A 14,037-nucleotide genomic window follows, 5' to 3' on the forward strand; every position below is an offset into this window, starting at 1 on the left:
CTGCCGTCGTTCATTTTTGCCGGACTGATACGGTCATGTGCCCGGTAAAAGCTCAATATTAGGCTGTCGAAAGCCGTACTCTCTGATGCAGGCGTAGGAATTTCCTACATCTCTAGTCGTACAAGCAGGGGTAACCGCTACAGCGTTATACTCTGCCGCCTGAACTTACTAACGGACTAAAAGGACTCGCCCATGAAAGCGTTCGGCAAAATCCTGGGACTGGGGCTTCTCGGGTTACTGCTGATCATCGTGGCGCTGGGCTTTGCCCTGACCCACCTCTTTGATCCCAACGACTACAAAGACGAGATTCGCCAGCTGGCACGCGACAAGGCCCACGTCGAACTGACCCTTAACGGTGACATCGGCTGGAGCCTGTTCCCGTGGCTGGGCCTGGAGCTGCACGAAGCCAGCATCGCTACCTTGAACAAACCCAAGGAACCGTTCGCCGACCTGCAGATGCTTGGCCTTTCGGTCCGTGTGCTGCCGCTGCTACGCCGCGAAGTGCAAATGAGCGACGTACGTGTCGAGGGCCTGAACCTGACCCTGGCGCGTGACGAGCAGGGCCATGGCAACTGGGAGGACATCGGCAAGCCGCTGCCCGCGCAGAATGGCGCAGGCACCGAGGCACCCACACAGGCACCTGCCGAGCAGACGCCTGCGACCACCGACAGCACCGACCGCGCCATCAAGCTGGACATCGACAGCCTGACCGTGAACAACGCCCGCGTGCAGTACACCGATGCCAAGACCGGTCAAAACTACAGTGCCGAAAGCATCCAGCTGAGCACCGGCCCGGTCCATGAAGGCGCAAACATCCCGCTCAAGGCCAGCGCCTTCATCAGCGCCAGCCAGCCGAGCATCAAGGTCCGCACCGAGCTGGCCGGCGAATTGCGCTTCGACCGCAAGCTCAAGCGCTACAACTTCGAAGACATGCGCCTGTCGGGCGAAACCTCGGGTGAGCCTACCGGCGGCAAGACCGTGACCTTCGCCGCCCAAGGCCAACTGCTGGTCGACCTGGCCGCCAATGTCGCCTCGTGGAACGGCCTGAAAGTCTCGGCCAACCAACTGCGCGCCCTCGGTGAGCTGAACCTGCGGGATCTGGACAAGGCACCCCAGCTGAGCGGCGGCCTGTCCATCGCCCAGTTCAACCTGCGCGCCTTCCTTGAAAGCATTGGCCACCCGCTGCCGGCCACCAACGACCCGGCCGCCTTCGCCAAGCTGGAGCTGGTGACTCGCCTGCAGGGCACGCCCAGCAGCCTGGCCCTGGAAGACCTGGCGGTGAAGCTGGACGACAGCACCTTCAGCGGCCGTGTGGCCGTCGAAGATTTCGCCAAACAAGCGCTGCGCCTCCAGCTTAAGGGCGACACCTTCGACGCCGACCGCTACCTGCCGGCCAAGAGCGAAGAAGCCAAGGGCGCCACCGCTGCGCGCCAGGCCGAGGTCAAGCAACAAGAGGCCAGCGCCGTAGCCAGTGCCGGCACCACACCACTGCCCAACGCCCCGACACAAGTGGCATGGAGCGATGACAAGCTGCTGCCGGTCGACCGTCTGCGCGCCCTCGACCTGCAGGCCGACCTGGCCTTCGGCTCGTTGACCCTGGACAAGCTGCCGATCGAGGACGCCCAGCTCAAGGCCGTGGGCCAGGGCGGCCTGCTGACCCTGCAAACCCTGCGCGGAGCGCTGTACAACGGCACCTTCGAAGCCAAGGGCACAGTCGACGTGCGCCCTGCCGTGCCACAGCTGGGTGTGAACACCACGATCCAGCGGGTGCCGGTGGAACACTTCATTAAGACCGAAGGCAAGGAACAGACGCCGCCGGTCAAGGGCCTGCTGACCCTGACCAGTGATCTGACAGCCACCGGTAACAGCCAGAAAGCACTGGTCGATACCCTGAATGGCAGCGCAAACTTCGCCATCAACGATGGCGTGCTGGTCAATGCCAACCTGGAACAGCAGCTGTGCCAGGCCATCGCCACGCTCAATCGCAAGACGCTGAGCAGCGAACCACGCGGCAAGGACACTCCGTTCCAGGAACTGCGCGGCAGCCTGGTGGTACGCAATGGCGTCGCCAGCAACCCGGACCTCAAGGCGCGCATCCCGGGCCTGACTGTCAATGGCCATGGTGACCTCGACCTGCGCGTGCTGGGTATGGACTACAACATCGGCGTCGTCGTCGAAGGCGACCAGCGTGCCATGCCGGACCCGGCCTGCCAGGTCAACGAACGTTATGTGGGGGTTGAAGTACCCCTGCGCTGCCGCGGCCCGCTGGAACTCGGCGCCAAGGCCTGCCGCCTGGACCAGAACGGCTTGGGCAAGGTGGCCGCCAAGCTGGCCGGCAACCGCCTGAAGGACAAGATCGATGAGAAGCTTGATGAAAAACTCGGAGACAAAGTGAGCCCGGAACTGAAAGACGCGCTCAAGGGGCTGTTCAAGCGATGAGCCCCGAGCAGTTCTCCAGCGCAGTGCTGGACTGGTATGACGAGCACGGCCGGCATGACCTGCCCTGGCAACAGGGCATCACGCCGTACCGCGTGTGGGTGTCGGAAATCATGTTGCAGCAGACCCAGGTCAGCACCGTGCTCAACTACTTCGACCGCTTCATGCAGGCCCTGCCAACCGTGCAAGCCCTGGCCGAGGCACCGGAGGACGAAGTGCTGCACCTGTGGACAGGCCTGGGCTACTACACCCGTGCACGCAACCTGCAAAAGGCCGCCAAGGTCGTCGTCGAGCAACATGGCGGCGAATTCCCGCGCAGCGTCGAGCAGCTTACCGAGCTGCCCGGCATTGGCCGTTCCACTGCCGGCGCCATCGCCAGCATCAGCATGGGCATCCGCGCACCGATCCTCGACGGCAACGTCAAGCGCGTGCTGGCACGCTATACCGCCCAGCCTGGCTACCCTGGCGAACCCAAGGTCGCCAACCAGCTATGGGCCACCGCCGAGCGCTTTACCCCGCAACATCGCGCCAACCACTACACCCAGGCGATGATGGACATGGGTGCCACGCTGTGCACGCGCAGCAAGCCCAGTTGCCTGATCTGCCCGTTGCAGCGCGGCTGCGAAGCGCACCTGCACGGCGAAGAAACCCGCTACCCCGAGCCCAAACCGCGCAAGGCGCTGCCGCAACGGCGCACACTGATGCCACTGCTGGCCAACCACGAAGGCGCCATCCTGCTTTACCGCCGCCCTTCCAGCGGCCTGTGGGGGGGATTGTGGAGCCTTCCGGAGCTGGACGACATCGCCCAGCTCGACGACCTGGCCTACCAGCACGGCCTGCGCCTGGCCGGCCGCCACGCCATGGACGGCCTGACCCATACCTTCAGCCACTTCCAGCTGGCGATCGAGCCTTGGCTGGTGCGCGTCGACGCGGTCGGCGAGCACGTGGCCGAGGCCGACTGGCTCTGGTATAACCTCGCCACCCCGCCGCGCCTGGGCCTCGCCGCTCCGGTGAAAAAGCTGCTTGAACGCGCGACCGACGAACTGATTGCAGGAGACGCCCGATGACCCGCACCGTGATGTGCCGCAAATACCAAGAAGAACTACCAGGCCTGGAACGCCCGCCCTATCCCGGTGCCAAGGGCCAGGACATCTTCGAACACATCTCGCAGAAAGCCTGGGCCGACTGGCAGAAGCACCAGACCATGCTGATCAACGAGAAGCGCCTGAACATGATGAACGCCGAGGACCGCAAATTCCTCCAGGCTGAGATGGACAAGTTTTTCGCCGGCGAAGAATACGCCCAGGCCGAAGGCTACGTTCCACCGGCCGAATGACCCCAAAAATCGTAAGCGACGGAATTAATTTAAAATTTTTTCAAAAAGTCGTTGACGAGCGGTCCGGAAATCTATTTAATTCACCTCGTCGCCCAGATAGCTCAGTCGGTAGAGCAGAGGATTGAAAATCCTCGTGTCGGCGGTTCGACTCCGTCTCTGGGCACCACCTTCAGCTTCTGGTGGTTGCAAAGTTACCCGAAGCGACAACAAGAAACCCGCCTAGTGCGGGTTTTTTGTTGTCTGTGATTTTTGCTGTGGATTAGGCAGCTATCCCACCTGCAGCCAAACCCGAACAAGGCTTACCCGGCAGAGCGCGGCAACACCTCGGCATGCAGCCTCACCCCAAGCGCTGCCATCACTTTCATGATGGTCGCCAGGCTCGGATTACCTTCAGCGGACAGCGCCTTGTACAACCCTTCCCGCGTCAGCCCGGTATCACGTGCCAGTTGGGCCATGCCACGCGCGCGAGCGATATCACCCAACGCAGCAGCGAGCAGCGCCGGGTCGTTTTCTTCAAGACAGGCTTCAAGGTACAAGGCCATGTCCTCTTCTGTCTTCAAATGGTCCACAGCGTCCCATTTGGTCAGTTTGATAGTTGTCATGGTGGCCTCCTAGAGGTCGCGAGCCAGCTTGATAGCAGATTTTATATCTCTGGCCTGGCTAGCTTTGTCGCCACCCGCCAGGAGGATGATCACTTCATAACCCCGCTGAACGAAATACACCCGATAGCCCGGACCATAGTCGATCCGAAGCTCGGACACTCCCTCAGCAACCGGCTTACAGCCCCCATCACGCCAAGCTCCACCCGACGCAACCGGACATTAATGCGAGCTTTCGCACGCGGATCCCGCAAAGCAGCGAACCACCTTCGGTACGTTTCGGATTGGATTAATGTATGCATGGGAAAAATGTAAACCGCAGTTCACACTACAGCCAATTTGTAGCTGTTTCAAACTGTTTATAGGCAGGCGGTTGACCGGCATCAAATGGCCGCAACTCGCCAGCCCCTGGGCAGGGGCGACAGCATGGCCCATGCGCCCGATGAACTGCTGGCCGGACGCACCTCACGCTGCGTCGAGGAGGACGAACCGCTCGCCCAGCCTGCCTGAAGGGCCTAGAAGTTGGCCATGGCACTGCAATAATCAGCTTTGCGCCGGGCCACGTCCTCGGCCTTGTCCAGGCGCTTGAGCGTGCCACCGCAAGCGCTGTAGCCGTGCACCACCAGCTCATAGTCGGCGCCTTTTTGCGGCACGAACGAGAACATGCCCAGGCAGTTCTGCACCGTGTCATAGCCGGCCGAGCGCCCCCCATCGAGAAAGTGCAGGGTAAACGGCTTACCGGCAGGCACCAGCACTTCGCTGACTGCGTCACCCGCCTGGGCAGATACACCGGCCGGCATGCCCAAGGTTTCGCCATTACGGTCGGCGAAGCCTTTGGTGGGTACCGCAATCACTCCGGCACCGGGGCTGTACCAGTCCACACAGTCCTTCTCCGGTACCGCACGTACCATACCGTCGGCGATTACCCGCAGGCGTGCGGTGTCACCGCCACTGGGCGAGCCGTAGGGGGTATTGAAAGATTTGACTGCGGCAATGTTGCCGCAGCCGGCAAGAGCGGCGGCCAGCAGGCCGAGCATGACGGGTGCTTTCATCCGTGAATGTCCTTTGCGCGAATGCCGAATGTCCGGCAGCCTGACTCAGACCCGCCAATGCCGCTTGGGTTTCACTGCCATCTGCGATTCAATACGCACTTTTCCAGCACCACCCAAGGACTCAAGCCCCCATGGCCACCCCTACCAAGCAACAGAAACGCGCCAAGCGCGCCGCCAGCAAGGCCAAGCAGAACCGCATGGTACGCAGCGGCCAAGCCGTCAAGGCCAGCGCCGGCGACAGCGCCAGCGCCAGCGCCAGCGTCGAGCAGGTGTACAACAAGGCCATGGAGTCGGGCAGCTACGACGCAATGTTCACCAAGATGAAGGAAGCCCAGGAAGGCGGCCTGGTGCCAATGATCTCGGTATTCCTGGTGGATCCGCTGCTCGCCCTGGTGCTCAAGGGGCACAAGGAAGAACACGCCACCGACTACATCGTGCTGGTGTTCAACGCCTACCGCAAATGGCTGGACGGCGCTGACGAAGAAACCACCATGGCCTGGCTGGAGAGTGATGAGTTCCAGGATGCCTATATCGCCGCTTCCGAACTCGTGGCCAAGCAGCAGCAACAGCAGAAGCAGTTTGGCTGAAGCCCGCACGGCCGCTCCTACGGGTTTGTGGTGATCCAGTGGTTTGCCCGCGCCAAGGCCTGCCAGACAACAAAAAAAGGCCGCGCCCTTCACAGGGCGCGGCCTTTTCATTTCAGCCAGCGCGAATCAGTTATCCAGCGCCACCCGCCCGGCAGCCTCGCGCTTGCGGTGCACCAGCAAGCCGGCCGCCACCACACCAATACTCAGCAGCGCAGTCGCAATGATCTCCGCACGGTGATCCTCACGCAGCGCCATGACCACCAGAATGGCAACGATGAAGGCAATGGTCGCCCAGGTCAGGCCCGGGAACAGCCACATCTTGAAGGTGATCTTCTCGCCGCGGGCTTCACGCTGGGCGCGCATGCGCAGCTGCGACACGGCAATCACCAGGTACACCAGCAGCGCGATGGCGCCCGAGCTGGCCAGCAGGAACTCGAACACCTGGGCCGGTGCCACGAAGTTGGCGAACACGCAAAGGAACGCCGCTGCGGTGGACAGCAGTACCGCCACGTGCGGGGTCGCCGCCTTGGTGGTGCGCTGGGCGATGGCCGGGGCGTCGCCACGCTTGCTCAGCGAGAACAGCATGCGCGAAGACGTGTACAGCGCCGAGTTCAGGCAGCTGGTCACGGCAATCAGCACGACGATGTCAACGATCAGCTTGGCGTTCGGCACGCCAATGCGGCTCAGCACGGTCTGGTAGGAGCCGGTCTCTGCCAGGGCCGGGTCGTTCCACGGCACCAGGGCCACGACCAGGAAAATCGACACCAGGTAGAACAGGCAGATACGCCAGATTACCGAGTTGGTGGCACGGCTGATCTGCTTGCCCGGGTCCTTCGACTCGGCAGCGGCGATGGTGACGATTTCGGTACCCATGAACGAGAACATGGTGGTCAGCATGGCTGCCAGCACTGCGCCCAGGCCGTTGGGCATGAAGCCCTGGGTATCGAAAAGGTGGCTGGCACCGCTCACCTGGCTGCTCGGTACAAAGCCGAACAAGGCAGCACAGCCCACGGCGATGAAGCCGATGATCGCCAGCACTTTGAGCAGGGCGAACCAGAACTCGAACTCACCGTAATTCTTCACACTGCACAGGTTGGTAAGGGTCAGTGCCAGGGTAATGATGAGGGAGAACGCCCACAGGTCAACCGCCGGGAACCAGGCATGTAGGATGGCCGCGGCGGCGTTGGCCTCCAGCGGAATCACCAGCACCCAGAACCACCAGTACAGCCAGCCAATGGTGAAACCGGCCCAGCGCCCGATGGCGCGGTCGGCATATGTAGAGAACGAACCGGTGTCAGGCGAGGCGACTGCCATTTCACCCAGCATACGCATGACCAGCACGACCAGCGTACCGGCAGCAGCGTAAGCCAGCAGCACGGCAGGGCCGGCAGCTGCGATGGCGTGGCCGGAGCCTACGAACAGGCCGGCACCGATGACGCCAGCGATGGACAGCATGGTGACATGCCGTTGTTTGAGCCCCTGAGCGAGGTCATTGGAATTGTTACCGCTCATTGAAACTACCTTTGTAAGGAGTGGACCACGCCGACTGCGGGTAGAGCGCACCAGGGGTTGACCCAGGCGTCGCTGCAATCGGCGGTTTCCAACTGGCAATAAGCGCGCCACATGCCGTATGCACCCGTCAGAAAGTTCTGTAGGCCTTTTAAACTGTGGCTTGGAGGGCTTTCGGCCATTGCATGACCGAAAGAGCGTCAAAACATCGGATTACTGAAATACCCACTTACAAATGCACCAAAGGTGCTCCTCGGTAACACCTGTGCACCACCGCAATGCCAAAAAGTGCAACCCATGGGTACAACCTGATGACATGAGCGTTGCATTCGTGGGTGAACCCGTTTGCACTGGCAAAAGGTCGGGTTTACCGCTCCAATGGGTCAAAACAGCTTCCATGAGCCGGCCAAAGCTGGCACCATCGCGCCTTTTTTCATCAAGGCTCTGGTGCTGGGCGACACCTTCGCAGACATCCGCGCGACGTTACGCTGTAGCGATGCGACAAACTGCCCCACCAGCGCCCCCAGTCCCCGGCGACCCTGTTGGCCGTCATAATGCCGCTATGCTAGCTTGGCGCACGCCAGGAAGGCCGCCAACAGCTGGGAACGCACCCGAACACATGAGGACCGCACATGGCTCAGGCCACGCCCGCGCTGGAAATCCGCAATTTGCACAAACGCTACGGCGAGCAGGAAATTCTCAAGGGCATTTCGCTGACCGCTCGCGACGGTGACGTGATCTCCATCCTTGGGTCGTCCGGCTCCGGCAAGTCCACCCTGCTGCGCTGCATCAACCTGCTCGAGAACCCGCACCAGGGCGAAATCCTGGTCGCCGGCGAAGCCCTCAAGCTCAAGGCCGCCAAGAATGGCGACCTGATCGCAGCCGACAACCGCCAGATCAATCGCCTGCGCAGCGAAATCGGCTTTGTCTTCCAGAACTTCAACCTGTGGCCGCACATGTCGATCCTCGACAACATCATCGAGGCGCCGCGCCGCGTGCTCGGCCAAAGCAAGGCCGAGGCCATCGAAGCCGCCGAAGCCCTGCTGAACAAGGTGGGCATCTACGACAAACGCCACAGCTACCCCGCCCAGCTTTCCGGTGGCCAGCAACAGCGCGCCGCCATTGCCCGTACCCTGGCCATGAAGCCCAAGGTCATCCTGTTCGACGAGCCGACTTCGGCGCTCGACCCGGAAATGGTCCAGGAAGTGCTAAACGTTATCCGCGCATTGGCCGAAGAAGGCCGTACCATGCTGCTGGTGACGCACGAGATGAGCTTTGCCCGCCATGTGTCCAGTGAAGTCGTCTTCCTGCACCAGGGCCTGGTCGAAGAGCAGGGATCGCCGCAGCAGGTCTTCGAAAACCCGACCTCGGCGCGTTGCAAGCAATTCATGTCCAGCCACCGCTAACGGAGCAATACATGCACACCTACAAGAAGTTTCTCCTGGCAGCTGCTGCCACGCTGGTGATGTCGGCAAACGCCATGGCCGCAGAAAAACTGCGCATGGGCATCGAAGCCGCCTACCCACCGTTCAACAACAAGGATGCCAGCGGTAACGTGGTTGGCTTCGACAAAGACATCGGCGACGCCCTGTGCGCCAAGATGAAGGTCGAATGCTCGGTCGTTACCTCCGACTGGGACGGCATCATCCCGGCCCTGAACGCCAAGAAGTTCGACTTCCTGGTGTCGTCGCTGTCGATCACCGACGAGCGTAAGCAGGCTGTGGACTTCACCGAGCCGTACTACTCAAACAAGCTGCAGTTCATTGCGCCGAAAAACGTCGACTTCAAGACCGACAAAGCCTCGCTGAAGGGCAAGGTCATCGGCACCCAGCGCGCCACCCTGGCCGGCACCTACCTTGAAGACAACTACCCGGATGTCGACGTCAAACTCTACGACACCCAGGAAAACGCCTACCTTGACCTGGTTTCCGGTCGTATCGACGGCATCCTGGCCGACAAGTACGTGCAGTACGAGTGGCTGAAAAGCAAAGACGGCTCGAACTTCGAGTTCAAGGGCGAGCCGGTGATGGACAGCGACAAGATCGGCATTGCCGTGCGCAAAGGTGACACCAAGCTGCGCGACGACCTGAACAAAGCCCTGGCAGAAATCAAAGCCGACGGTACGTACAAGAAAATCAACGACAAGTACTTCCCGTTCAGCATCGAATGATCCGCCCTGACCGGCGCGCCCTTGCGGCGCGCCAGTCCCTAAAATGACCTGCCCATGAATATCGACCTGCACGGATTCGGTCCGGCCATGATGGCCGGCACCCTGATGACCGTAAAACTGGCGCTTTGCGCCTTGCTGCTGGGGCTGGTCCTGGGCCTGCTCGGCGCCCTGGCCAAGACCTCCCCGCTCAAGCCGCTGCAATGGCTTGGCGGCTTCTACTCGACCCTGGTTCGCGGCGTGCCCGAACTGCTGTGGGTGCTGCTTATCTATTTCGGCACCGTCGGGCTCATGAACAGCCTCGGCGAAGCCCTGAACATGCCGGGCCTGGAGCTCAGCGCATTTGCCGCGGGCGTGATCGCCCTGGGCCTGTGCTTTGGTGCCTACGCCACCGAAGTGTTCCGTGGCGCCATCCTGGCGATCCCCAAGGGCCACCGCGAAGCCGGCCTGGCGCTGGGCCTGTCCAAGGGCCGTATTCTCTCGCGGATCATCCTGCCGCAGATGTGGCGCATCGCCCTGCCCGGCCTTGGCAACCTGTTCATGATCCTGATGAAGGACACCGCCCTGGTGTCGGTAATCGGCCTTGAAGAGATCATGCGTCACTCGCAAATTGGCGTGACCGTGACCAAGGAGCCGTTCACCTTCTACATGGTCGCGGCCTGCATCTACCTGGGCCTGACCGTGCTTGCCATGACCGGTATGCATTTCATGGAAAAACGCGCCGCTCGCGGCTTTGCGAGGGCTGAATAATGAATTGGGAAGTCATCTTCAAATGGCTGCCACGCCTGGCCGAAGGCGCGGTCCTGACCCTGGAATTGGTGGCCATTGCCGTGGTTGCCGGGTTGATCCTGGCCATCCCGCTGGGCATCGCCCGTTCCTCGCGCCACTGGTACGTGCGCGCCGTGCCGTTCAGCTACATCTTCTTCTTCCGCGGCACGCCGCTGCTGGTGCAGTTGTTCCTGGTCTATTACGGCCTGGCGCAGTTCGATGCGGTGCGCTCCAGCTCGCTGTGGCCGTACCTGCGCGATCCGTTCTGGTGCACGGTGCTGACCATGACCCTGCACACCGCCGCGTACATCGCCGAGATCCTGCGTGGCGCGCTGCAGGCGATCCCCAAAGGTGAGATCGAAGCGGCGCGGGCGCTGGGCATGTCGCGGGGCAAGGCGCTGTTCTACATCATGCTGCCACGCGCTGCGCGCATCGGCCTGCCGGCGTACAGCAACGAAGTGATCCTGATGCTCAAGGCCAGTGCCCTGGCCAGTACCGTGACCCTGCTGGAACTGACCGGCATGGCCCGAACCATCATCGCCCGCACCTACCTGCCGGTGGAAATCTTCTTCGCCGCAGGCGTGTTCTACCTGGTGATCTCGTTCTTGCTGGTGCAAGGCTTCAAGCTGCTGGAGCGCTGGTTACGCGTGGATGCCTGCCAGGGCCGCTGACATCTCCTAGCCTTCTTCGCGGGCATGCCCGCTCCTACAACAGGCCTATGCTCAACCTTCGTAGGAGCGGGTTCACCCGCGAAGAGGCCCTAAAACCCAACATACATCCCCATGCCCAGCCACCTCCACAGCCACCACCTAAGTACCCGCTTCCAGGCCCTCGACCAGTTCCTGATCGAGCACCAACAGCTGTGGAAACCCCGCCCCTTCACCACCCTGCAACTGCCCTGGGAAACCACCCATCCAGAGCTTGCCGCCTACCTGCGCCAATGTTCCCTGGCCGACGCCGAAGCCGACAGCGCCGCTGACCGCTTGCCTGCCCCATTCCCGCAACTGGCCGAACAAGCACAACAACTCGCCGCCCTGGGCAGCCTGCCGCAAACCAATCTACCGCCTGCCGCCCGCCGCCTGGACGTCGCTGTCCCCGGCCGCAAATGGCAGCAGATCGAAGCCTTCGCCAGCCACCTGGCCTTCCGCGAGCAGCCCCGGCACTGGCTGGACTGGTGCGCCGGCAAAGGCCACCTCGGCCGTCGCCTGCTGCAACCCGGCCAGCAGCTGACCTGCCTGGAATACGACCTGGAGCTGGTCAACGCCGGCCAGACCCTGAGCGCTCACCACCACCTGCCCGCACAGCACGTACATCAGGATGTGATGGCCAGCGACAGCGCTCGCCACCTGGCTGACGATAAAAGCGTGGTAGCCCTGCATGCATGTGGCGACCTTCATGTACGCCTGATGCAACTGGCCAGCCAGCAAGGTTGCCGGCAACTGGCCATAGCCCCCTGCTGCTACAACCGCATCGCCGCGCAGCAATACCAGGCGTTATCCACAGCCGCGCAGGCGTCGAGCCTGCAGCTGTCGCTGGACGACCTGGGCCTGCCCTTGAGCGAAACCGTCACTGCCGGCGCCCGCGTGCGGCGCCAGCGCGACACCTCGATGGCCCGGCGCCTGGGCTTCGACCTGCTGCAACGCCAGCAGCGCCAGGCCGACGAATACCTGCCGACGCCTTCCCTGCCGGTGGCCTGGCTGGAGAAGCCCTTCGAGCAATACTGCCGTGAACTGGCGGAACTGAAGCAATTGCCAGTGAGCGGCAACCCGGACTGGGCAATGTTGGAAGCTGCGGGCTGGCAACGCCTGGCCGAGGTTCGGAACCTGGAGCGCGTACGCAACCTGTTCCGTCGGCCGCTTGAGATGTGGCTGGTACTCGATCGCGCCCTGTTCCTCAAAGAACAAGGCTATGACGTGCGCCTGGGCCTGTTCTGCGACTACCCGCTGACCCCGCGCAACCTGCTCATTCTCGCGGAACGCGACGGTTAGCCGCAGCACAACCTGTGGATAAGTCTGTGAACAAGCTTGTGATTACCTGTTGGATCCAAGCGCTATTTCAAGCGCTTGGCTTATTCCTGCCTGCGGCTGAAGCCCAGTAAAAACAGGCGTTTGCGCAAAGACCAGCGGCGTAGCGATCCGGCATGCCTTTCGCTCAGGTCCCAAATGCCACTTGTGCATAAAGATTTCTTGTGGTTAGCGCAAGCGGCTTTTGTGGGAGCGGCCTTGCGTCGCGAAAGGGCCGCAAGGCCGCTCCCACAAATGACCGCGTCAATGCCTAATGCGCCTTGCCCTTGGCGATCTCGATATCGTTCATCAGCGCCTTGGCCATGTCGCACAGGTAATCGGCAGCCCCCAGAAATTTATGGTCATCCTCCATATCCCCCTCGCGCACCAGGTGCTTGATGTAGCCCATCAGGATCGAGACATGCTCGTAGGCAGCATCGATAGGGACGCCGGGCTCTACGCGTAGCAGATTGAGGGACGGGTTGCCGGCTGCGAGGAAGGTTTCCACGCCTGCGGTTGTGATTGGTTTGGGGCTGTTGGGATCAGCATCGATCGTTTTCACTTTTCAAACTCCCTAGTTCAAAGGAGTTGCCGTGTTCATTCTTTCTCACGGAACAAAGGCGGCAACCGTGCACGAGGTGAGAAACCGAGTGAACGTAGGAAGCTCGGCCAGACCAAGGTCTGCCCGCGCACGATCGCCATTACGCAGCCGACACGTTCAAAGTCGGGTTCTCACACCCGGTCGCCAGAGCGACCCGCAAACGGTATCTGTGAGCCATTTCCCCGACAACAGCGACACTTCGGCGGCGCGCGTAGGATACGTCCGAAGCATTCAAATGCTGAAGCTTTTAGCCCCATGGTTCAGAATTGCCTTACACAGATAACCCGGCTTACCCGCCCCCCGTCGTAGGAGCGGGTTCACCCGCGAAGAGGCCCTACCAGACAACACAAGGCTAATGCCCCACCGCCACAACGGTGTATCATCCGCCCCCAAATCATTAAAAAGTGACGTCGCGCGCTGCCCGCCAGCCCCGCGACCTTCTGGCGTTGCGCCAGAACCGACAATGGACCACCGGACCTGAGCATCGTGACCCGAGCCAACCCCCTCGCCCTGCTAACCTTCGCCCTGGCCCTGACCGGCTGCGCCAGCGGCACCTCGCCCCACCCCAACAGCAACCTGGGCTGGAACCACCCCGGCATGCAGCTGGGCGGCGACAACGGCCTGCCCCTGCGCACAGAAGCCCCATGCCGCAAGCGCGGTTGCGACAACGACAAGCTGTTTTTCAACCCGGGCAAAAGCGAGCCTAGCGTCACCACCCTGCACCGCGGCTGGTAGGAAAATTCTTCTTTTGGGCCGGTGACTTAGGTCTTTTGCGAACAATCGCAAGGAAGTGGTTTACAGGCGCCAAACGATCGCTATAATGACGCCCCATTGCCGGTATAGCTCAGATGGTAGAGCAACTGACTTGTAATCAGTAGGTCCCGGGTTCGATTCCTGGTGCCGGCACCATTCAAGGTTCCATAGAAAGCTTTCAAAATCTCTGGAACCCCCGAAAAACCCGCCTTCTGGCGGGTTTTTT

The 14,037-nt window shown here is 61.6% G+C and carries 14 protein-coding genes, 2 tRNA genes and 1 pseudogene; 12 read left to right on the forward strand and 5 right to left on the reverse strand.

What is annotated here, in order from left to right; genetic code table 11:
* Positions 1–192 precede the first annotated feature (192 nt).
* The 4 genes from LVS58_RS15325 to LVS58_RS15340 all read left to right on the forward strand — a co-directional run bounded on the left by LVS58_RS15325 (position 193) and on the right by LVS58_RS15340 (position 3,938).
* On the forward strand, positions 193–2,439 hold the full coding sequence (locus LVS58_RS15325) for an AsmA family protein (RefSeq protein WP_233691777.1): 2,247 nt from the start codon (positions 193–195) through the stop codon (positions 2,437–2,439).
* A complete protein-coding gene (gene mutY / locus LVS58_RS15330) occupies positions 2,436–3,503 on the forward strand; it encodes an A/G-specific adenine glycosylase (protein ID WP_233691778.1) in 1,068 nt (355 codons plus the stop codon). The genes LVS58_RS15325 and mutY overlap by 4 nt, the downstream gene beginning before the upstream one ends.
* Positions 3,500–3,772 (forward strand): oxidative damage protection protein, encoded by a 273-nt coding sequence (locus tag LVS58_RS15335; protein ID WP_003255742.1) that lies wholly within the window; start codon positions 3,500–3,502, stop codon positions 3,770–3,772. The genes mutY and LVS58_RS15335 overlap by 4 nt, the downstream gene beginning before the upstream one ends.
* 90 nt (positions 3,773–3,862) lie before the next feature.
* Positions 3,863–3,938: transfer RNA gene (locus LVS58_RS15340), tRNA-Phe, on the forward strand.
* Positions 3,939–4,071: 133 nt separating this feature from the next.
* Here LVS58_RS15340 and LVS58_RS15345 read toward each other — a convergent pair.
* The 3 genes and pseudogenes from LVS58_RS15345 to LVS58_RS15355 all read right to left on the reverse strand — a co-directional run bounded on the left by LVS58_RS15345 (position 4,072) and on the right by LVS58_RS15355 (position 5,423).
* Positions 4,072–4,374 (reverse strand): addiction module antidote protein, encoded by a 303-nt coding sequence (locus LVS58_RS15345; protein WP_233691779.1) that lies wholly within the window; start codon positions 4,372–4,374, stop codon positions 4,072–4,074.
* Positions 4,375–4,383: 9 nt separating this feature from the next.
* A pseudogene (locus LVS58_RS15350) lies at positions 4,384–4,673 on the reverse strand (type II toxin-antitoxin system RelE/ParE family toxin).
* A gap of 213 nt (positions 4,674–4,886) precedes the next feature.
* Positions 4,887–5,423 carry a hypothetical protein gene (locus LVS58_RS15355; RefSeq protein WP_233691780.1) on the reverse strand — a complete coding sequence of 179 codons (537 nt, stop codon included), beginning with the start codon at positions 5,421–5,423 and terminating at the stop codon, positions 4,887–4,889.
* 131 nt (positions 5,424–5,554) lie between these two features.
* Here LVS58_RS15355 and LVS58_RS15360 point away from each other — a divergent pair, with 131 nt between their 5' ends.
* Positions 5,555–6,010, forward strand: coding sequence for a hypothetical protein (locus LVS58_RS15360; protein WP_233691781.1), 456 nt, complete (start codon positions 5,555–5,557; stop codon positions 6,008–6,010).
* Positions 6,011–6,136: 126 nt separating this feature from the next.
* Here the strand turns inward: LVS58_RS15360 and gabP are convergent, their stop codons facing one another.
* Positions 6,137–7,522, reverse strand: a complete 1,386-nt coding sequence (gene gabP, locus LVS58_RS15365) for a GABA permease (RefSeq protein ID WP_233691782.1) — start codon at positions 7,520–7,522, stop codon at positions 6,137–6,139.
* 629 nt (positions 7,523–8,151) lie between these two features.
* Between gabP and LVS58_RS15370 the strand changes: the two genes are divergently transcribed.
* From LVS58_RS15370 to LVS58_RS15390, 5 genes are all read left to right on the forward strand, one after another.
* Complete coding sequence (locus LVS58_RS15370; protein ID WP_003255746.1) at positions 8,152–8,925, forward strand: ABC transporter ATP-binding protein; 774 nt, start codon at positions 8,152–8,154, stop codon at positions 8,923–8,925.
* A gap of 11 nt (positions 8,926–8,936) precedes the next feature.
* Positions 8,937–9,689, forward strand: coding sequence for an ABC transporter substrate-binding protein (locus LVS58_RS15375; RefSeq protein ID WP_019439074.1), 753 nt, complete (start codon positions 8,937–8,939; stop codon positions 9,687–9,689).
* Positions 9,690–9,743: 54 nt separating this feature from the next.
* Complete coding sequence (locus tag LVS58_RS15380; RefSeq protein WP_003255749.1) at positions 9,744–10,436, forward strand: ABC transporter permease; 693 nt, start codon at positions 9,744–9,746, stop codon at positions 10,434–10,436.
* Positions 10,436–11,125 (forward strand): ABC transporter permease, encoded by a 690-nt coding sequence (locus LVS58_RS15385; RefSeq protein WP_233691783.1) that lies wholly within the window; start codon positions 10,436–10,438, stop codon positions 11,123–11,125. Before LVS58_RS15380 ends, LVS58_RS15385 begins: the two co-directional genes overlap by 1 nt.
* Positions 11,126–11,236: 111 nt before the next feature.
* Complete coding sequence (locus tag LVS58_RS15390; protein ID WP_233691784.1) at positions 11,237–12,442, forward strand: methyltransferase; 1,206 nt, start codon at positions 11,237–11,239, stop codon at positions 12,440–12,442.
* Between the two features lie 286 nt (positions 12,443–12,728).
* Here LVS58_RS15390 and LVS58_RS15395 read toward each other — a convergent pair whose 3' ends face one another.
* Positions 12,729–13,019 carry a DUF3077 domain-containing protein gene (locus tag LVS58_RS15395; protein WP_233691785.1) on the reverse strand — a complete coding sequence of 97 codons (291 nt, stop codon included), beginning with the start codon at positions 13,017–13,019 and terminating at the stop codon, positions 12,729–12,731.
* Positions 13,020–13,544: 525 nt separating this feature from the next.
* Here LVS58_RS15395 and LVS58_RS15400 point away from each other — a divergent pair.
* Together LVS58_RS15400 and LVS58_RS15405 are read left to right on the forward strand one after the other, a co-directional pair.
* Positions 13,545–13,793 (forward strand): hypothetical protein, encoded by a 249-nt coding sequence (locus tag LVS58_RS15400; protein ID WP_233691786.1) that lies wholly within the window; start codon positions 13,545–13,547, stop codon positions 13,791–13,793.
* Positions 13,794–13,891: 98 nt separating this feature from the next.
* Positions 13,892–13,967: transfer RNA gene (locus LVS58_RS15405), tRNA-Thr, on the forward strand.
* The last annotated feature ends 70 nt before the right edge of the window (positions 13,968–14,037 follow it).

The organism is Pseudomonas sp. JR33AA, from assembly GCF_021378985.1.
Lineage (GTDB): Bacteria > Pseudomonadota > Gammaproteobacteria > Pseudomonadales > Pseudomonadaceae > Aquipseudomonas > Aquipseudomonas alloputida.